Annotated in this window: 15 protein-coding genes; 7 read left to right on the top strand and 8 right to left on the bottom strand. The window is 49.7% G+C overall.

Translation table 11 applies throughout. The annotated features are described in order from the left end of the window. Positions 1–230: 230 nt before the first annotated feature. A complete protein-coding gene (locus JUK32_RS10525) occupies positions 231–2,993 on the bottom strand; it encodes a phospholipase D-like domain-containing anti-phage protein (protein WP_204138805.1) in 2,763 nt (920 codons plus the stop codon). A gap of 687 nt (positions 2,994–3,680) precedes the next feature. On the opposite strand from JUK32_RS10525, the gene JUK32_RS10520 reads away from it, so the two are divergent. The 3 genes from JUK32_RS10520 to JUK32_RS10510 all read left to right on the top strand — a co-directional run bounded on the left by JUK32_RS10520 (position 3,681) and on the right by JUK32_RS10510 (position 8,033). Continuing rightward, positions 3,681–4,136 (top strand): hypothetical protein, encoded by a 456-nt coding sequence (locus tag JUK32_RS10520; protein ID WP_204138804.1) that lies wholly within the window; start codon positions 3,681–3,683, stop codon positions 4,134–4,136. 299 nt (positions 4,137–4,435) lie between these two features. Next, the gene (locus tag JUK32_RS10515) at positions 4,436–5,095 is read left to right on the top strand and encodes a sigma-70 family RNA polymerase sigma factor (protein WP_204138803.1); all 660 of its coding nucleotides are present in this window, start codon (positions 4,436–4,438) and stop codon (positions 5,093–5,095) included. Positions 5,096–5,156: 61 nt separating this feature from the next. Then, positions 5,157–8,033 (top strand): pentapeptide repeat-containing protein, encoded by a 2,877-nt coding sequence (locus tag JUK32_RS10510; RefSeq protein WP_204138802.1) that lies wholly within the window; start codon positions 5,157–5,159, stop codon positions 8,031–8,033. A gap of 47 nt (positions 8,034–8,080) precedes the next feature. Here the strand turns inward: JUK32_RS10510 and JUK32_RS27480 are convergent, their stop codons facing one another. The 7 genes from JUK32_RS27480 to JUK32_RS10475 all read right to left on the bottom strand — a co-directional run bounded on the left by JUK32_RS27480 (position 8,081) and on the right by JUK32_RS10475 (position 16,287). Continuing rightward, entirely contained in the window at positions 8,081–11,086 is a 3,006-nt protein-coding gene (locus tag JUK32_RS27480; RefSeq protein WP_239112534.1) for an anti-phage-associated DUF1156 domain-containing protein, read from the bottom strand. Positions 11,087–11,164: 78 nt separating this feature from the next. Continuing rightward, on the bottom strand, positions 11,165–11,485 hold the full coding sequence (locus JUK32_RS10500) for a hypothetical protein (RefSeq protein WP_204138801.1): 321 nt from the start codon (positions 11,483–11,485) through the stop codon (positions 11,165–11,167). Then, positions 11,485–11,709 (bottom strand): DUF433 domain-containing protein, encoded by a 225-nt coding sequence (locus tag JUK32_RS10495; RefSeq protein WP_204138800.1) that lies wholly within the window; start codon positions 11,707–11,709, stop codon positions 11,485–11,487. The genes JUK32_RS10500 and JUK32_RS10495 overlap by 1 nt, the downstream gene beginning before the upstream one ends. 131 nt (positions 11,710–11,840) lie before the next feature. Beyond that, a complete protein-coding gene (locus JUK32_RS10490; RefSeq protein WP_204138808.1) occupies positions 11,841–12,170 on the bottom strand; it encodes a DUF5615 family PIN-like protein in 330 nt (109 codons plus the stop codon). Between the two features lie 14 nt (positions 12,171–12,184). Further along, on the bottom strand, positions 12,185–12,502 hold the full coding sequence (locus JUK32_RS10485; RefSeq protein ID WP_204138799.1) for a DUF433 domain-containing protein: 318 nt from the start codon (positions 12,500–12,502) through the stop codon (positions 12,185–12,187). Positions 12,503–12,545: 43 nt separating this feature from the next. Beyond that, positions 12,546–13,160 (bottom strand): anti-phage-associated DUF3780 domain-containing protein, encoded by a 615-nt coding sequence (locus JUK32_RS10480; RefSeq protein WP_204138798.1) that lies wholly within the window; start codon positions 13,158–13,160, stop codon positions 12,546–12,548. A 31-nt stretch (positions 13,161–13,191) separates the two neighbouring features. After that, on the bottom strand, positions 13,192–16,287 hold the full coding sequence (locus JUK32_RS10475) for an anti-phage-associated DUF499 domain-containing protein (RefSeq protein ID WP_239112532.1): 3,096 nt from the start codon (positions 16,285–16,287) through the stop codon (positions 13,192–13,194). Between the two features lie 191 nt (positions 16,288–16,478). Between JUK32_RS10475 and JUK32_RS10470 the strand changes: the two genes are divergently transcribed. The 4 genes from JUK32_RS10470 to JUK32_RS10455 all read left to right on the top strand — a co-directional run bounded on the left by JUK32_RS10470 (position 16,479) and on the right by JUK32_RS10455 (position 20,599). After that, a complete protein-coding gene (locus tag JUK32_RS10470) occupies positions 16,479–17,024 on the top strand; it encodes a hypothetical protein (protein WP_239112531.1) in 546 nt (181 codons plus the stop codon). Between the two features lie 9 nt (positions 17,025–17,033). Continuing rightward, the gene (locus tag JUK32_RS10465; RefSeq protein ID WP_239112530.1) at positions 17,034–17,579 is read left to right on the top strand and encodes a hypothetical protein; all 546 of its coding nucleotides are present in this window, start codon (positions 17,034–17,036) and stop codon (positions 17,577–17,579) included. 474 nt (positions 17,580–18,053) lie between these two features. Continuing rightward, on the top strand, positions 18,054–19,007 hold the full coding sequence (locus JUK32_RS10460; protein ID WP_204138797.1) for a hypothetical protein: 954 nt from the start codon (positions 18,054–18,056) through the stop codon (positions 19,005–19,007). A 272-nt stretch (positions 19,008–19,279) separates the two neighbouring features. Next, entirely contained in the window at positions 19,280–20,599 is a 1,320-nt protein-coding gene (locus JUK32_RS10455) for a DUF4236 domain-containing protein (RefSeq protein WP_204138796.1), read from the top strand. The last annotated feature ends 43 nt before the right edge of the window (positions 20,600–20,642 follow it).

Here is a 20,642-nt window from a genome sequence, read left to right as displayed (position 1 = left end):
TGCCGATCGCGCTTTGCCGACGACTCATCCGCCTATGTAGTTGTCGCGACACGCCTATGTACTTGACATTTAATACCTGCTCCCTTATGAATCTTGTTGCCAAGTGTGCGAAAACCAGGATCGAGGACATTCGGGATCCGTGATGGATGCGCTGTCTATTCCAGAGAAAAGTTCAAAAGCCCCTGGCTGCCTAGTCAGGGGCTTTTGAAGTGCATCGAGTTTTGGAAGTTTCACCAGCCATTACGCATCAAGGTTTCAATGCTGCGGCGTGAAAGAACCCTTGCACAGTTTCGCCATTCATCTTCTTCAGCATCAAGGTTGGCGTTGTAGCGAATATCGAAGCCATTGACCCGCTTCTGAGCGTTGATGTACTCGTCGAGTTTCTCGTCCAGGGTTTCAATATTTTTAATCCAGGTATCTTCGATTGTGTCAGGTAAGGATCCAAAAAGGTCAAAGCGGTCCCTCATGCGTTCTGAAAGGCGTTCGTAGATGGTTTCATCGACGGTATCCTGATAGACCAGGTTGAGCATGTCAACGGTGGGGCGAGTTTGGCCGAAGCGTTTGATACGCCCTATCCGTTGTTCCAGGCGAGTTGGGTTCCAGGGTAAATCAACATTGATGAGGGTGCCGAGGCGCTGGAGGTTGAGTCCTTCACAGGCGGCATCGGTGGCCACCATGATGCGAATGGCTTGCTCTTCGACCATCTTTTTAAGCGTTTCTCGCTTGGCTCGGTTTGAATTCTCCGGTCCCCGGAAGAGCGCGCTTTTATCAGCACCGGCATAGAGGCCAATGAGCTGATTGGGAAAGAGAGCGGCTAGATTTTCAGCGACCCAGGCGGCGGTGTCGTAGTACTGGCTGAAGATAATGCAGCCGTGCTGAACCCAGTTTTCCTGAGTGAGGTAATGTTTAACGGCCTTGAGTTTCGGATCTTCCTCCTGCATCTCTTTGAGGGCATTGATCAGGTCGTGCAGGGCCTCTTGCTCCGCGATCGCTAGCTCAATATCTTGCACTGACTCTTGCTCGTTCTCGTCTTCAGCCGCCTGCTTGTTTAATAGCTGCTGAGCTGTATTGAGTCCGGCCACACAGCTAGAGCAGAGCCGCTGCTCGACGAGATTTTTCATGAACCCGGCTCCAGCTCGTCTACCGTAGATTCGGCCAAACGTCTGTGCGGCCTCGTAAGCATTGAGAAAAGCCTGGTCGGTTCTTAATGCCCGTCGTTGGAACAAAATGGCAAAGGTATTGGGATCGCGGCACTTTTCCTGATTGGGATGGAGGTCTACGCCGACTTTTTCCAGCAGTCCGGCGTCTTCGAGTACCTTGCGTTTGCGCAGCACCACATGGCGCACGATCGGGTTGTGGCGTTGGAAAAACCGCATATTGGCCCGTTCGGTATCCAGCAAATCCTCCAAATCATCCCGAACGGCATAGGGCAGATTGACTATGGGGGCAGCGGTATCAAAGTCTTTAGGCGGCATTCCCAGCTCGCCTCGAATTTCATGGATAACGCGGCGAAAGTCACTTTCTGCGGAAGAATCGAGAGGCGGGAGAGGCGATCGCAAATATCGCCAAGCTTCTTCGAGATCGCCAATGTGTGACTCGCCCGTTACCACCGGAACCACCTGTTCGGGGTAATGCCAGGGACTCAGCTCATTGCCCATAACAAAACGTCCATCACCCTGGTGCAAAATCTTCAGCTGGTCCCACAGGTCTTCGACTTGTGTTTGCATAGGGGTGGCCGTACCCAGCAAGACATGGCGCGATCTCCCGGCGGCGGCCAGCATGAATTTCAACAGGGCATTGGGTTCACCAGCGTCTTTACCCATGCCTTGCTTACTGCGGGATTTGTGGGATTCGTCCTGAATCAGAATTTCAAAATTGAGTTGACTGAGGAGATCGCGCTCTCTCGTGGGTTGGACGATCAGCCCCGTGGAGATAATGCCAATGCGGAGCGGGCAGCGTGTCACATTTTCGGCACCCGTGGGGGAAATCGCCCGGTCTTCTGGATCGAGCCACACCTTTTTCTGGGAAGACCAACGAGCACAAGGGAGGCCCAGCTTATCCAGTAGTTCGGTCTGCCACTGTTCTGTCAGGGGAGCGGGCGCAAAGATGACGATAGGACGGCGGCGGCCTCGTGCGCCCCGTTGGGCGATCTCCTGTTCGTGGACCAGGGTTAAGGTGAGGGCTGCTGTAGCGAGAGCCAGGGTTTTACCTAACCCCACTTCATCGGCTAGCAAGAGCCTGACAACACCATGCCAGCGCAGATGCTTCATACATTCAGCGACGAAGGCCCGCTGCCAGGGCGAGAGCGACAGTCCCTCCCGGTACATGGGCGACTCCACCAGGGCGGCAGGAGCCAGACTCTCTTCATCGGGTTGATCGCCCAGTTCAATCTCCACCCGATGGGCGCGACGCCCCACTTCCTGGACGACGGCTCTAGGTAATGGGACAGCCTTGGCCCATAGCGCATCAAATTCAGCTTGTATCCAGGCCACGCCTTCAGGGCTTTCGTCTGACCACACGATTTCATAGTGAGATTGCCAGCCCGCACGGGTTTCGTTCATGGAGCCCATGAAGCCAATCTGGCGCCCATCGTGCAGTTCGATGACGCCTGCCTTACCGTGAACGAACCCGCAGAAGTCGTCTGGGGCAACGCGGATAGCGTTGGGGTGTTTATCCAGAAATTCGTAAAGCCATTTATACCGAGGGCGGTTGAGCAGTGATTCCGCTTCGACTGGCAAGCTATTGAGGCGGCCTAGCAGCTTGGATTCCTGAATTTTGGCGACTTTGATGTCTTCAGAGCGCACGTCGGAGTTGCAGACGATGCGGACATCTTCGATACCGTCGAGGTGTTCTCCCGCAATCTCAAATAGGGACGAGGTGAAGTATCCGGCGATGCGGTGGTAGCGTTTTGCCTGCTTCAGGTACTTAGTGAGTACCGTTTGGTCTAGGCGATGGGTGCGAGAAGAAAAACGCTGGATTGGGGGCGAATTCATATTGGAGGCCACGTTACAAGCCGCATGACTCAGAGGATATTGATTTCAGCGTTCCCAGACTCTTCAAGAAGAAGACGTTTTCGTGACGTAGATAACTGATCAGAAAGCCCTTGATAAAAGAAACATGACATTTATCTGACTCTGTACACAAGTTCTGATGCCTTGGAACAGGTGTGACAATGCATCCAAATCCGCATAAGAAGTTTATCTCAGCCAAACTGAGTCTTCTTCCAGTACGACAAGAACCGACTTTTCAAAAATCAATATTTTTGTACCATCCAGAATGTCACTTTCGCCAGCTAATCATCATAGAAAAGTAGAGGTGAGAAAAATAGGGTTTAACAACGCTAGAAGTCTCTAGCGGACCAACAATCCTTCTAAAGATATAATGACGGAGATCCTGAAATGACTCAAAATCTATTTGATTCCCGCGATTCAAGGGATATTTTGCATAACTGCCCCAAATGTGACAAACAAACTCTAAACCAGACAGAAGCGGGCATCTTTGAGTGTATCTGGTGCGGATTTAGGAAAGATATATCTCAAAGAAATGGCGGACCGGTAGCTGTAATTGCCATGGCAGGAGGAATCATTCTCCTCATAGCTCTTCTGTAAAAATAAAGATTTTAGCCTTGAAATCATCAGGCTATAGAGATTTCCACTTCTCTACTACTTTAGGAGACCAACATGCCTCCAAAACTAACTTTTGATTTTGAACACAGACAGAAGCTCGATCCCATTACTCAACTGAAAGTAGACATTGCACAAGAAGGACTACGTCAAGCCCAAGAAAGCTTTAACCTATCAAAACAGAGCTTTAAGCTGGTTTTCATGATGACAGCGGCCAGCGGACTTATCAGTTTAGGCGGCGTCGGTCTATTACTCACGGAGCGAGTATCCGAAGGCACTGCAACCACGGCAGGGGGTATCGCGTCTGGCCTGTGTTTCTCTCAGATGGCCAAAGACGCTAAAGACAGACTGGATGCAGCCAACCTAAGACTAGACACCATCAGAACGGAAGTTGCGTTTATTCAAACCACTCAGCAGATAGAGCAGCACAACATTGAAGCAGCCGATATCCAAAACATCGGAACAACAGAATACAAACTAGCTGAAGCTAACTCCTTCAGCGACTTGCACTAATCTGTAAGCTTCCGACGCGCCATGGACTACGGACAGCATGAGGCAGGATTTACATTTCGCAACAAGAAACCTGTCACAGACTGCGGCTCACTCTCATAAGGAATTACAGGAGCTACAAAGGACGTTATACCGAAGCCACATCCTTGCGAGTCTATAAATCCAATATCCCCGAGGCTCGGGGGCTTTGAGCCATCAGGAGATGATGTGGTTTTGACTTACTAATAGCAGCAGCAACAAATTGAGTGGTCACAAATTTGGGTGTTTATATGTCTTCCCCTGATGCTAGTTCTGGAGAACACATGAACAAGTTTCATCAAGGAGGATCAGACTCAAGGTCTGACAAAAAAATTGGTGTCGCACCAGAAAATAATCTGCCAGGCAGATCTCATGGCATCCATCTAGAAACACTTCAGTGTACCTCGGAGGCTGAATTACATGAGATGACAAAACTACTCGCCCAAGAAAATCCGAACGATTTTTTTGCATATGTTAATAAGTCACTGTGGCAATTTAACCTTTACCCCAAGTATCAAGCCCTTGAGATTGTCGGCGAATCATATAGTCGAGCAGTTAAAAAAATCAGAAAGGGAGAAGAGATTCCAAATCTACGTGGATGGTATAAAATAACCTCTCTCAATATAGTGAGAGAATATAGCAGAATAGAGCTTAAACAAAGAAAGATAAAGGCATCTATGTCAGCTTGCCTTGATGAAGAATACACATCTGGCGATGAGGAATTGCCAAGATATAGCATTGAATCCATAAAAAGAATAATCAATAATGAGTTGAATTACAAGATCCTTTGCCTTAGAGTATTGCACGAGAAGACTTGGGATGAAGTCTGTCAAACGCTGATCAATGACGGCGACTTCAATAGCGAATTATCAAAGCAATTCATCGACATGATCAAACGACGATTTTATCGAGCTCTAAAAAAGATTCCTAAACCTAGAGAGTGAACAGATGCCTTGTAGTCAATGAACACATTGAAGCGTTACAGTATCTGATAGTGAGGGAGAAATGGAAGAACATCTGGTTGAAAGTGGTGTGGTTGAGAACTTTGTGAGTGCGGAAATGGGCCAACTCAGACAGACTGATCAGAACACCTTGAATCAGCTTTTTGCTGATGCAATAAAGATACTGACCTCTTACGAGATAAACGATCAGCATCCTGAACTAGTCAAAAGATATATTGAACTTTCTATTCGCAATGACCTGTCTGAAAGAGAAAGCGGGCAGCTCTACCAAATCGTAGAGAGCATACATATTAAAGGTTCATCTATTGAGAAAGATTCAAACCTGACAGCCTGCCAAGATCAGAAGCTTGACAGACAACAGGCAAAAGACGTGTCTGGTGATCACCCTTCTAGAAAAGTCCGCTCTCGCCAGCCAAGTTCCACCGTTACAGAGCATTCAGAAACAGGCGATGCTGAAACGCAACAACATCTCAAGTTGAGCGCAGCTTTCCATGAGATTGACTCGCAGATATGTCAACGGCTTGGCTTCTTGGATGCAGCGAACAACAAGAACTATCAAGATCAGGCTTCGCAGTTACTCGAATTCATCGAGGAGCGCTCTCCCTTTGATGAGTATGGGGCTTTCTGCAAAGACTTTAGAGGCAAGAATCTAAGTGGAATCAACTTCGATCGCAAAGATCTAGCAGGAGCCAACTTTGAGGATACGAACCTTGAAAATGCATCCTTCGTGGGGGCTAATCTTCAGGGAGCCAAGTTTCGGAATGCAAACCTAGATCGCACTTGCTTTAGACAAGCAGATTTAACCGAGGCTGATTTATTCTGCGCCAGCATCTGCAATGCAAATCTGGGTGCGGCGACGCTCCAAAAGGCTGACTTGAGGAAGTGCTTGATTATCGACTCTAGGTTAAGAGGCGCTAATCTGCTGGAAGCTGACTTATCCGAGGCTGATCTATCAGGAAGTACGTTTAGAGGGGCCAAATTACAAAAGGCGAAGTTAGTCTCAGCAGAATTCACCAACACTCAACTGATTCGAGCCAATCTCACAGAGGCAGACTTGACCGGCGCTATTTTTGATGGTGCAGTTTTGAATAATGCCGTGATGAAAGGGGCGATTCTAGATCATGCTGATTTTTCGCCTCGATCAGATAAACCCAGAAGGGTCACTAGTCTCGTTTGCGTCAAGCTATCTCGGGCTTCCTTGCGAAATGCCAATCTGTCTAAGGTATTGGCTAGACGGAGCAACTTCAGCGATGCCAAGCTCGAGGGAGCAAATTTATCAGCAGCCATTTTACTGAATACGAGCTTCCTCCTCGCTGATCTCAAGCGAGCTAATTTGCGAGGGGCATTGCTGGGGGGAAGTCTGCTTAACTCGGCCAATTTGGAGGAGGCTGACTTACATGGTGCAGACTTAAGGGGGGCCTCTTTGAAAAAGGCCAATCTCTCTTTAGCCAATCTCAGTTTTTCTTTGTTGCAGGGCACTTATTTAGGTGGTGTCAACCTGGCAAAAGCAAACCTTAGCGAGAGTCGCTGTACGCGGGCCAACTTTGACGATGCCAATCTAGAGGAAGTTTGTTTTGATGATTGCCGACTAGAAAATGCTAGTTTTGAACGGGCTAATCTTCAACGGGCCAGTTTCATTTGCACCTGGCTCAAAGGTGCTATTTTTGTTGATGCTGATTTGAGTGGTGCCAAATTCGAGGACGCTATTTTACAAGGCTCAAATCTCAAAAAGGCCAATTTGTCAGATGTCACCATTCTAAGGTCAGCTTTTCAAGGAGCTTTCTTTAAAGGAGCCACCTTCCGAAGAGCCTCTATCAGTGAATCTCAATTCACAAGAGCAGGACTAAAGCGTGCTCGCTTTTTCAATACTGAAATCAACCAGTCAATATTCGGCGGGGCTGACCTCAAGTATGCCAGGTTTGAAGATACCGCCATCAAGAAGTCATGCTTTGAGCAGGCCAATCTATGCGGTACACGGCTGAAAAATGTCTTCTTGATGAAAACTAATTTCAGTCGTTCCAATCTCTCGGCCACTTTGATGGAAAACGTTAGGATTCGAGAGTCTGGTTTTTCAAATTGTGATTTGAGCGATATTGACCTCAGTGAAACCAACCTGATAGGTGCTCAACTATTTAGAGTCAATCTCTCTGCGGCTAACCTCAGAAATGCCGATCTGTCGGGAGCGAACTTGCGTAACTCCCAGTTAACGGATGCTTGCTTAAACCAGGCTGTCTTAGTGGGAGCCGACTTGAGAAACTCTCGCTTAGATGGAGCAGACACCAGATCAGCCAACTTTACGAATGCAAAATTAGATTACTCGACGTTCGTCAGTAATCAATTGCAGGATGTGAATCTACGAGGGGCTTCTTTGTATCAGATCAAAATGCTCTATTGTGATCTGTCCAATGATGCGTTAGAGGGAGCCTTAAAGGCAGATTCCATCTATTTCAATGGATCTTACCGTGATGGAAAATACTTGTCCTCGGATCAAGAAGAATCTATTAAAGACTATCTGAAGGACGATAGGCTATCGGATATCGAAGCCGCCCTTTCGCGCTTCAGGGAAGCGATCGCTGTTTTACAAGGCGTACAGAGGGGCTTTACTGAGCGTACAGGACAAGACCTGGACATCGTTCACTATTTGGCCAAGCAAGTCGAAACGGCGAAAGCTTTAGAAGCTGAAGCCATCAATCGATTTTCAGCAGTTTCCAACATGCTGGAAAGTGCCTTGGTAAGTAAAGCTGACGCCCATTTCTCAGATACGCTCACAAAGATAACCTTGCTCATTCGGGCAATTGGGAATTGCAAGAATCAGGTGCTGAGAGTTTGTACGAGCCCTGATGAACCGCTGGAGATTGCTTCCTGCTTTGATGATATGTGTGGCATGGATGGTATACAAGATTTGCTCGTAAGTTCTTGAACTCAGTAGTTGGGGGCCTAAATCGGGAGTTTGCCAACGGCTTCTTACTAGATCCCTTCGTTGCGGATGCGATCGCCGATAATCTCGGCTTTCTGGGCTTCTTCGGGGCGTGCCCCATCCCACATATCGCTGAGGTAGTGGGCCATCGCCATCAGGTGCAGACGCTTTTGGAAGTAGGTGTCGTCGAGGCTGGTGCGAATTTGGCCCAGAACGACTTTGGGATCCTTGTCGTTGAGGAGTTCCTGAATGGCCATGAGCAGTTCGCTGAGGAGGGTACCGGCCAGGTCGCCGCTGGTGAGTTCGCGGGGCTTAAACTGCTTGGCACCTTTGAGGCGCGCCTGGTTGGGCTTGAGGGAAGCCATGAGCGGCTGGTACTCGACGTGGAAGGCTTTGGAGAAGTTCTGATAGTTGTCGAGTTTGGCGGCTCCGGTTTTTTCAATGGCGGCCATGCGCAGGTAGAACCGCTCGACGCCAGAAATCTCACGCCAGGTGTCGGGGTTGAGGGCTTTGAGGCGATCGGGAATCAGCAGGTTGTTGGCGACCTCGGAGGCATACTCCACGATCGCATCAACGACGGTGGTCTCGCCTTTTTGGCGGGGTTGGAGCGCCAGGGTGGTGACATCGCGGCCATCGACTTCGGTGTAGCGGGTCAGCACTTTGAGGGCAGCGGCATAACCGGCCATTTGCAGGTCGGAGTCGTTGAAGACGGTTTCGCCGTGGGTCTGGGCGGCATCGTTGAGGTTGAGCATGGCTTCGATTTGGGCCTGCACCTCTTGGCGGATTTTGGGCAGGAGGCGTTGCTTGAAGGTGGAGGCGGTATCGAGGCGCTTGCGGAGCAATAGGGTGACGGTGCCCTGTACGTAGCCGCCCTGCTTGAGTTCGGAGGTGGTTTCGGTGGCGATGTACCAGGCGCTGACGACTTGCAGCCCCGCTGCCCAAAAGATCGACACCATATCCGCCCAAACCCCGGTGTCTTGATGGGTGAACATGACGCATTGCAGGCCGTTGTCGGGCATGTGGTGGGTCATGGCGCGATAAGCATCAACCATGCCCTGCTTGAAATCTTTACCATCACCTTTAATTGCTAGAGCACGGCGAGAATCCCAAGTCCACTGGTCAAAAGGGGCAGGTGGATTTTTACGGAGCCAAGATATAAAGTACTCCGTTATTTCGTGATAATTGATGGCATCAGCATATGGCGGATCTGTGACGAAAATATCTGATTCTTTCTCTAATTTATTCGCTGGTATGCAATCAATCTTTGTATCGACCTCAGCTATCCTGAATTGCTTTGTATCTTCAACGAATTGAGGGTGTGCCATGAACCAAGGACGCACACCATAGGTATAAAGGGTGTTTAATGCTTGATTGTAAAAAACCCCCTGAATTGTAATTTCACGTTTTGCAGCCTCGTTTCTTGGATCAACGGTGCATAACTTGGACGTCCTATTTAATGTCTTAGCCAGGGAGATATACAGGGAGGGATCTGATATTTTTGATTTTGTAAGAGCTAGATAATGTAGCTGCCTAGCACTAAAAAGATGGTTCCAATAATGCCATCCTCTTTCTCGATGTAGTCGCGTTGTTTCAGCCCCACCTTCAATGGGCATATCCGGTACGAGTCCATCCTCTTGCCAAGCCTGGATATTGCTTGCAACGATCTCTTCAACTTTATGCTCTTTATCTAGATCAGCCTCAGTAACAGAGGCGAAATATGTATCTTGACGAGCCTCTTCTACTGTTTCTCGTGTAACCCAATAGATGCAATATAGGCGTTCTCGAAAAATGTCATCTTTATCAGGAAGAAAATCACTCTTCCTCCAAGATCTTAGATTGTTCTCTGTGTTCTCCCCAGAAGACTTTCTATCACCGCGAATTGTTCTAATTGGAGTCTTATAAGATTTTCCGTCTAATTCATAATTCAAGTAGATGTCATCTATTGTCCCTGCTTTAGCTTCTTCTAGTTCTTCTTTCGACACACCAGAAACTATCTCGATTTCAAATCGCTTTTCCTCATGGTTGGGGACTAATTTTGCAATGGTTCTTTGCAAGGTACCAACCACTCGCGACGGTAGCATGGGGACCAGCCATCCTGTTTCTGGACAGCGAGTTTCGAGGCAATACAGAAATGCCTTAACTCGATCTCCTCGCTCGTTATGCTCAATACTTAATTTGGTGATTTCTTGATCTACAGCCTCTGCTACTTCATTCTGGGCTTTCTCAATTTTTGCTCGTTGTTCTGAATTCGCGCCGATGATATTAAATGCTCCCCAGGTCAACATGCAGGCCACCGGGTTCAGATCCGACGCATACACATCACACCCCAACCGCGCCGCCTCAAACGGAATCGACCCGCCCCCACAAAACGTATCCCCCACCCTGGGCCGATGCCCATAGCGCAATATCCCCAACTGCTCCACCAGTTCTTCGTGGGAATACGCCTCAACGCCCAACGCCCCCAGGTGCGCGTTCACCTCATCCCAAATCGGGCCATAGAGCACCGCCGGATCAATCTCCTCCGGTCGCCGACACAGCCCCACCTTCTCCTCATAGGACAAGCCCTCTAGCGCTTGCGCCAGCAGCGGATACTTTTTCTCGTCCGCTAAGCCCCGCTGCCAGCGCACCTTCAGCTTGGGATACTGCCCCGCATCTAGCGGAAATTGCAGCGCTTCGATGTCATCCGGGTCGTAGACCTTGTTGGTGTAGTCAAAATAATCCCAGGGATTCGCCAGGGTGATGCGCTCGGCAATCTCCGAGACCTTCAGCTTCGGCTCCCGCCGCCCAAACGCCTCGTCATCCATGCCCATCAATTTCTCAAAGATGTGCAGATCCGCTTCCAGGTCATCGGTCACCGGCAACAGACAGCCCAGCACGATCGCCCGCACCATAATCAGCGGCTTGCGCCCCTTCCAATAAGACCCCAACGCCGTCAGGGTTTGTCCTGCTCCGGCTTTCCGCTCCTTCTGCGCCTCCGCCGAAATCTTCTGCGCCGGAAACACCCGCTCAATCAGCGAGGGTGCGTCTTTCAGGGAAAGGGGCGTGAGGGTCGGCATGGTGGTCACGTTGGCTTTGGTGTGGTCGAAAAACCTCACCCTAGCCCTCTCCCTGGGGAGAGGGGACTAGAGGGGGCGTTACTCAATGGGAATTTCTTGGTAGGTGCCGGGTTGAATGGCATCGATAATCGCTTGAATGCGATCAGTGTGCGGCTTGATGCGCGGCCAAGAGGTGGTCATCAAGACCGCGATCGCAATTTGGCGATCCGTTAAATTTTGCTCATAGCGCAGGTTGCGATCGGTGGTGATTAACAGCTCGTAACCCTCTTGTTCTGCTTTGCTGAGCAAATTACCGTTTGATATCTCTGACCATCCCCGTTCATAAGCGGTATCAACGGTGTGTCCTGACAGAAAGCGGCGCAGCGGCACCGGCGTTCCTTGATCGAACAGAATTTTCATTAACTCGCCATTTGCTCCAGCATGGTCAGTTCATAGTCCAGCAGGGCCTCGACCTGGGCGCGGGAGACGCCGGGAAACCATTCTAGAAATTGGTCGATGGAAGCCCCGTCTTTGAGGTTTTCAAACAGCGCGGCCACCGGCACCCGCGTGCCCTTAAACACCCAAGCACCGCTGACCTTGTCTGGATGTCGTTCAAGCATATCTAAGGAATGAGTCTGATCCATTGGCCTCACCGTGGTATGAATTGCGATCGTGGGTGCCCTTTCATCCTTAGACTAAAAGCTAGTTTTGAAAGAGCGGCAGAGTTTCATAGATATTTTCATCGGTGTCAGCATCGGCAACAACAGGAGTGGGGCTAGAGCGGTAGATATTGAACTTGGTTCAGCGCGTCTTCTAAGGTGGTGAACTTGGCAATCAGCTCTAAATCCTTCACGCAATCACCGATGCTGATCCGTTGGGGATGGGCGTACACCACGCCAGAAAAAGCGATGTCCTCCCGTTGGCGCTGATGGGCCAGGGCTAAGAGATCGTCATCTCTCGAAAACAAGACTCTTTGCAGTTCGGTGGCTCGCGCGATGACTTCTGGGTCAGCCATACCCGCCCGGTCATCTGCTTGCACGGTCAGGACATCAATATCGCGGAGTCGCAAGCCCACCGTAATTTGTCGTGGCACGTTTTCATCCATGTAGAAAGCGATGCTCAAGAGATGACCCCTCGCTCCCTCAGTTGTTGGGCAATACGCGACGGGGGAGCCTGCTGCTGTAGGGTCTGCACTTTGGCAAGGCGCTGTTTCATGTCGTTTTCCAGCGTGGCTTGGTGATCCCAGTAGTAGGCCAGGGCTGAGTAAATTTTGCCCAGGCCGATGTGAGGATATTGAAAGTGGAGTTCTTCTGGACTCCAGCCATAGGTGAGATGCGAAGTAATCAGCTCCACCACCTTCATAGTGCTGCCTTCAATCACTGGCACTTGGTGCTCATCCAGCTGAATATGCTTATAGTCTGTCGCCAGGTAATTCATCAGGGGACTCCCATAGACTTGCTCTAAATCTTAGAATCCAACATTAATTTTGAAAGAGGGGCAAGGTTTCATAGATATTTTCATCAGCATCAGGCTTTCCCGCTTTCCGAGGTTCCCGAATCGTGGGCTGCGGGGTATCGCCCAGGGCATATTTCAGCGCCATGCGCCACCCTCGCCCCGCATCGCCAGGGCCACCCACCGTGGTTGCCGTCATACCAAACAGCCACCAGCGCTCCTCCGGGCGTAAGGCTAACCAGTTCCGTAGGGCCGTGCCGACCTTTTCCTCTTCCAGGTCTTCGATCGCCCAGGCCAACACACAAAGTTCTTTACCCAGCAAGCGATCGACGCGGTTTTCCCCCACCTTCCACTGCCCTGGTTTCAGCTCATGGGCTTTCAGGCGCTCATTAAACATCCGCTTCACCGGATTGGCAATTTCTGTCCAGGCTGAGCGAGGTAAAACGACGCGATCGAGCAGTTCACTGTCATCACCCACGGTGTGCATGCCCAAGTCTTCCACAATCTGCACCGGCTGCTTGTTGCCCCGAGGAATGATCACCACGAAATGGTGAGGCGCAGCGGTGAGGGGTACCCCAAAACCTTGAGTGGCGTGGGCGGGTTGGTTGGCCTGTCTGCGTGTTTTTTTTGGTTCGTTGACCATAGGAGCTGAGTACCTTTGTACTAAAACCATGTTACTGCTCCACCGTGTTGGGGGTTAACTCAATGCCTGCAAGTTCTGCGAAGGTTTTTAGATCAAACCCAGTATTAAAAGCAGCCCCATCCCGAATAGTTAACTGTACCAAAGCATCTGGCTCACCCAGATTGTCTCGCAGGGCCTCAATAACCTTTTCCAAAATGGCCGGGGTGACAGGTCGGTCATTGAACCTGACCTGGACGGCTTGTTCTCCCTCACCCACATTGAGGGTGACTCCGTGGAAAATGACGCCCTGGCGATCTTTGAAGTGGGCGATGACACCATAGACCGCGCCAGTGGTGTCAAAGCGAGGTTTAACCCGGACAATTTTGGCCGGTTGAGTTTCATCGAGTTCCACCCGCTTGGTGCCCTTCTCGGCGATGGTGAAGGTTTCCGTTGCCGAGGCTTCACCCGCACTGGCATAAACCTGAAGCAAGATTTGACTATCAGAAATCGGTACGGGATCTTCATAGATCCGACCCTCCCGAGGATTGGTGGCATCAACGGTGTAGCGCAGCACGGCATTAGGCGTTACAGCGAGTTCTACCTCTCGATGATCGGGGCGATCGTGCACTTGATAGCGGATTTTAAGCTTGGCCACCCACCGCTTCGGCTCACCCGTTGCATGGTTACTCGTCGTGTCGATTGCCAGAAAATAGAGTGTCGGCTCTTTCGTCCGAAAGGCATCCAAGTCCTCCACCACCGGATCGTTTTGGTTGACCTGAGCAACCGTGCTGTAGTGAACCTTCGGGCTGGGTCCGGCATGTAAAGGCGTGAGCGTGAAATCCGTCTCCCCAGTCTGCGTGTCTTGGTTCTGGCTGACGATATTGACCGATGTTTTCTCTTTTGGAAATGGGCCTTTCTCAATCCAACCGTCATTTCCCTCGCGCCAGCGTCCCTGAGACAGCGCCTTGACCTTGAGCTGATCCAGCCCCTTTATGCCCGGTAGCCACGGCCAAGCGGGGTTACTCTTGGCACGCATCAGCACATCACGCCAGGGGGTGCGGCGATCGTTCTGAGGCCATAGTTCTTCTTCGGCCATCGCGAAGTAGGGCAGTGGGTCTTGCTCAGCATCCGTCGCCAGCTTGTTGTCGCAGCGCATACTTTCCAGCATCTTTTCAAGCTGGGTTTCGACACTGTCCTCGCTGGTGTGTCCAAACTTCAGGCCATTCTCAATGGTGGCTTGCTGAAGGCCATCTTCGGCAGGGTAAAACACACGGTTATAGGTGCCCTGAAGGGACTGCAGAAATGCCCCCTCAGCCTCTTCCTGCGCATCTTGAGCCTGGGCATAGAGGGTATCGCTGGAATTGATGCTTTTAGCGATGTTCTCAATTGCGTACAGCTCTCGCAGGGACTCTTCAACCCGACTAGCCATGTGGGTGTCGTTACCCGACAACACCAGCAGGTTGTTCTTTTCTGACACCGACCGGTAAAACCGATGGATGTCTTCTGGCGGCACACTGTTGTCCGGCGGCACCACCACCAAAATGCGATGGGTGCTCAACCGAATCTCGTCGATCTCTGGCATCACCAGCACTTCTTGATAAGCCCGCTTGGACACCGCCTCCAGTTCCCCCTCTAAACGGGTGCGCAGCACTTTATCAACCTTGGCCTTGGGCAATCCCTGGGCCTCTCGCTGAATGCGCTTGGTCAGGTTCTCCGTATCTTTGAAATAGAACAGCTCGCCGTCTGCATGGAGATACCAGGCCGTTTTCCGCAGCCGTTCAAATGCCTGGGCAAACTCCTCGGGTTTGCGGTTGGGTGCAGCCAGGTACTCAATCACTTCCTCTCGGCGCAGCCCCATGTGCCCTTTCACCGCTAGGGATAACGAGGCGGAAAGAATCATGGCCGCGACCTGAGAGGCGGCATCACTGTTGAGATTGGCATCAATTTCTTCGGCATGGGCGTTGCCATTGTCGGCAATGTCCATCGTGATGGCCGGACGCAGCGCCCGGTTAATGTCCGTCACCTCGTTCATGACCTGGCTGTCGTTCAGGTTGAGGTGTTGAGTGCCAATCAGAAAGACATCATTCTGATCACGATTCCAGGCCGAGCGAATGACCCGCGCCGCAAACTGCAACAGGCCACGGGTTTCACGAAAATCCGGGTTGTCCTTAAACAGCGCGACCAGATGCTTAAATGCCGGATGAAAGGGATAGGTGGCCCGAATTTCGTCGGCAATTTGCTCTAAGCTGCGAGCGGTCAAATAGCCGCTGTCTTCGGCCAGCTTCACCTGGGCGGCGTAGGCTTCTGCCACCTCATCAATTTCTTCGTCAGTCGGCAGCTCTGAGAATAATCGCTTCCGCAAAATCGAGTAGATTTCGCTCCCCTCTAGAGAAACCGGGGTAATTTTATTGGCCTGTCGCGAGGCTTCTCGCTGCACATCCGCAACGAGTTTCTTGACCTCCTTCACTTGTTCGCGGTAGCTGTCCGATAAGTTGGCTAGCACAACGCAGCAGCGGGGCAGCTCCAGCGCGGCCACAAACAAGTTCGATAACGCTCGGGTCAGGACGTCTACCATCGAGCCCCGACCGACCGGCACCGTTCGCGCTTCCAGAAAGTAGGGGGGCAGCTCGTCGAACAGGATTAAGGTGGGGCGATCGCCAATAATTTCTTTCCAGTGCTCTTTACCCGGAGCCTTCGGCCCATCTTTCCAGAATTGGCGCATCTGCTCTTCTGCGCCAAGCTGCTTAGCAATTTCGCCCCACAAATAATGATCGGGACTATCGCGACCATCGAACACCGCGACACGGGCAGGCTGATTGTCCAGACGAGCAATGACATCGCTGGGTAAGACGTGCGATCGCTGCGACGGATATTTAGCCAGCAGCCCAAGGGCGCACATCAGGTGAGTTTTACCACCCCCCATCGCCTGAGCCAGTTCAAACAGGGCCTGATCGGTTTGCCCTGATAATCGCAGCAATCCCTCTCGGAGCAGTTCTTCCATGCCACGGGTGAGATAGCTTTTCGCAAAGAAGGCTTGTCCCTCATCGCTCGCATCAATCATCTGAGCTAGGCTCTCAACCCCTCCAGCAACTTGGTAGTCCAGTGTTGAGGGATGAACCTTGCAGGCATCTTTGACTGTTTTCAGCATGGCGATCGCTTTATGCTTTCCTCTAAGGTTGGCCCCAAAGGGTATAACTGATGACTCTACTGAGCTAGCCAGATAGAGGTTACGTAAAATTCCCAGGGTATGAGATTTATCAATATTTTTCCTGCTCTGTAGGGAAAACTGTCTATTCCTTTATTAAGTTTCCCCACCTTGAAGTCTGAATCAGGGATTTTATGACCCGCCGCCCCGTTTTGCTCCAAAAGCCGCCTAACGAAACTGTCACCGCCACCTTCTGTCCCCTCACGCTGGCGCATGTGGAGCAAATTGATACTTTCTGGCGAGCCATCCTTCAAGCCGCTCAGGAACCTGATATCAGTTGGGACTGGGCCTACAAACTGCGCTTAGCCGTGAACGATAGCCGCTACGAAGCCTACGCCATTGAGTGGGAGGAGTTGGTGCAGGGCGTCATGCTGCTAGAAACCCAGTGGCACCGATCCTGGTTGCCAGCGCGATCGCTCCTGGTCTACGTGGAGTACCTGGCTTCGGCCCCGTGGAATCGTCGGCCCATTGAAGATCCCCCCTACCTGGCAGGCGTGGGGCGATCGCTCCTTTTGCTGGCTCGTCAGCGCAGCGTAGAACTTGGCTATGGGGGGCGCGTCGGCCTGCACTCACTCCCCAGAACTGAAACCTTTTATCACCTCAACAATATGGCCGACTATGGCCCCGACCCGGATAAAGACGGATTGGTATACTTCGAGTACCCGGCATTACAACGTTAGGCAGCTTCCATGAATGACGAGATTTTGGCTCAGCAGCTCAAAAAAACGGGCAACTTACTGGATTTGCTCAACGATGACGCCTGGGTGCGCGAAACGGAGGCCATTGAAGCCGAGTGCGGCGGGCAGGTTGAAGCCGGTCTGGGCTTAAAAGGCTATGTTGAGCAATTAGCCACCGTGACCCCAGCTGCCTTTCGCCAGCGGCGCCGCCAGGTGCAGCTGCTCTCGATTTTGTTGCCAGAGCTGAAAGCGTGGCTGCAGTCCTGGGAATTGGGGCTGAGCTTCGAGGCTGTCTACATCGAAGCGCAACGGCGACTGTTTGAGCATCTTCAGCAGCCCACACCCGAACAAGCTACCTGGCTGGAGGCTCTACTGGCAGAAGATGCCCAGAAGATTGTCCCTGAGCAGAAGACGGTGCGATCGCAGGCGATCGCGATGCTGGCACAAATGCTCACTGAGGATGACTGGCAAGCGCTAGCCCAGACAGCGGCTGAAGAGACCGCGAAGGGCATTTTGCAGGTTCGGCAACGAGAAGCTATTCAGCCTGCCGTAGCGTAAAGGAGTCGGAGGATTTCGCCTGCTGGAATTTTCGCTCGTAACCATCATTGCTGACTTAGTTTTAGCAACGGAAATATTCTGGTCGTTAAGGCTTGAATGTTTGCGGTGCAGGGCAACCAATCGAGTATGTGTTCTCGCTGAGGAGGGTGATACCATTCCACATAATTATCTACTGTAAGATGGGTTTGAAAGCCATAGAAAGCCTTATGGCTGAGGTGTTCTAATGACTTTGAGAGTCCATCATTTTAGGTGGAAAGTTTCCCTCTAATAAGAGTTAAGTAGCTTGGGGTAAATAAACCGAGGTGGAAACGACTGGAACCCTTGAGCTGCCGTTATCTCTACCTCGAATTAATTATCCGTACCTACTTATGCAGCACAATTCCAACCAGGAAATAGTGGTATTCATTGATTGGTGATAACTTAAGTACGCTCAAATCTTTATTAGGATAATCATAAGTTTGTGAACTGACTCTAATGTTGATCCCATTAACAATTAACGTGCTTCATGATCTTCGGGCTGGTGGTTGTGGCTTACAAACGCCAGTTCAGGTATTTCCGCAACCAGGTGAAAGGGTTCTACGGGTAGTGTGTTTAGGTTGTGGTTCTGAGATGATTGTTCCTTTACACTTCCAGCAGGTAAATGAGCAGCTATTTCATGCTTTTGGAGATGAAAGTTCGTTTAAGGAAGTTGTGGTTTATGGGCTGCTTGTTCTTCATAAGCATGATTGGAGAGCAGCAGAAAATTTACTCACAGAGTTAAAGAAAGAGCATGGATTATCACCTTCCGATATATTGCACTGCCGAGTTCTTTTTAACGACCATGCCAGAGCCAAATCAGCTTGGCGGGAGTGGTCAAACGAAGAGGTTTTCATTTTCTTGAAAATCCTGCTGAGAGAACTGCGTACTTGCCGTCCTATGTATTGTGTTTGTGCCGTCAACAGAAATGAGTACCCTACTGAATTTTCGGATAGTGCTGATTTTTCTGGATGTGTAATGGAGACGAAGCAACTCGCAGGAATTCTCTTCCAGGGGGTTGCAATGCCACTATTTGAAAGATTAGGTGTGGATAATGTACGAGTTTGGGTTGACCCAGACCGCACTAAGATTCCTTGGTTTGGCAAGCGAGTTCAAGCTCATCGTAACTACCAGAGTAAAGATCCAAAAACTCAAAAAACATTAATTCCAGAATCTTTTCCAGATAATGCAAAGCCTGCTCTGCTTGAAGTAGCAGATCTAATTGCTTATACTGCCGCTCACGTGCTGTCATCTTCTCCACACAGTAATAAACGAAGATTTGAGGAATTGTATCGAGTTTGTAAACCTGAGTTACGTGTGCTTACTTGGGATCCAGAAGACAGAGGATTACTTTCGACTATAGATGAGCATCATAGGAGGATTTTCTCAATCATTGTTCCTGAAGAGGGATAAACAAGCCGCATAACAATTCTGTTGGAGCGGATTAAGCAAAAGTGTCATCAGCTACAGGAGTTATGTTTGACCGCTCAACAGGAACGTTGGGTGGCTTCAGCTTGATAGTGAGGGCAGCGGTTTAGAGGTTATCTGTAAGAATCTAGGTCAAGTTATCGTGAAAATTATTGCAGTGACCCGAAATTAGAGCTATTGATCGAGATAGTACTTCAAGTAGGTTCTTCAGTATGTTTTGGGCAAACTAAGACTGAGTTATTCCAAATGGTGGCTATATGGGATTCAGATTTAGAAAATCGGTAAAAATAGCTCCAGGTGTCAAGATCAATCTGAGTAAGAGCGGAGGCAGTCTATCTCTTGGAGGTCGGGGAGCAACAGTTAACGTAAGCAGTAGAGGGGTTCGTTCCACATACAGTATCCCCGGCACAGGAATCAGTTATGTTACACAAACCTCTTCGGGTAGAAACACAAGGTCTAGCTCTTCTCATTCAAGCAACAGGTCGGCTTATAAAGAATTGCTGAGGCAACAGAAGGAGGAGGAGAAGCAGAGACTATTACAAGAAGCAGAGGAAGGCTATAAACTTTTTCAAGCAAAAATTGATTCATTAGCAAATATATTAAAAAATAGAGAGAAGCAGCTTTTTGATTGGGAGAGCTTAACTGCTCCAAGAGGAGAATACCAACCTGAAATTTATGAGCCTTCGAGTTTTGCAGAGCCAGAAAAAACTTTCTCGAAAGAAACACTGAAGCAGGAAATAAGAAGCAAAAGCTCCAGATTTTATATCACATATTTCTTGATAGGACTAGGTTTTATCCTTCTGTTCCAAAGCTTTTGGGCTTCGCTTTCGGTGTTAGTTTTAGCAGCAGCAAGTTATGCTTTTGAACGAAACCGATTAGATAAATTATGTGATCAACGATTGCAAGCTAGGCTGAAGGAAGAAAATGACAAGTTTAATCGTAGCAAGCAACGAGCTTATAAAGATTACTTGGCTAAAATTGAGCTAGAGAAGGTAGAACATCAAAATTCCCAGGAGGAAAGGAAGCGAATTTGGAATAGCGAAGAACAATATCGAGGACGGTTAAGAAACGCTGTAAATTCAAAAGATCCAGAGCCACTTGCAGAACTGCTCGAAGTCGAGCTTTCTAACGAAGATTTACCGATTCCTCTTGTCTTTGATATTGAGTTCGTAGACGTTAACTCGGTTTGTATTTTCATGGAGCTGCCAGAGCTAGACGTAGTTCCTGAAGAGAAAATGAGTTTAACTAAAACTGGTAAGTTGTCTTCCAGAAAAATGGCTCAGAAAGACAGGTTCAAATTATATTCTGACATTTGTACTGGTTTAACTCTGCGCCTGATTCATGAGACATTCAGGGTTATTTACTCTGTAGATACAGCAGAACTTCATGGCTTAACTGAACAAGTAAATCCAGCTAACGGACACCCTGAAAATATTACTTCCCTCCACATCAAGATTTCAAAGCAAGATTTTGAACAGTTGAATTTAGATTCCTTAGATCCAACATCAGCATTTACAAGTTTAAATGGTAAATTCGCCTGTAGTAAAAAGGGTGAGTTATTACCTCTTAAGTCTTGATAGGTCAAGTAAAGTTTTAGGTTGTTGTCAGTCGCCCAAACAC

The organism is Halomicronema sp. CCY15110 (assembly GCF_016888165.1).
Lineage (GTDB): Bacteria > Cyanobacteriota > Cyanobacteriia > Phormidesmidales > Phormidesmidaceae > Halomicronema.
The sequence above is the reverse complement of the archived record's forward strand: the minus strand, read 5'-3'. Positions and strand labels throughout refer to the sequence as shown.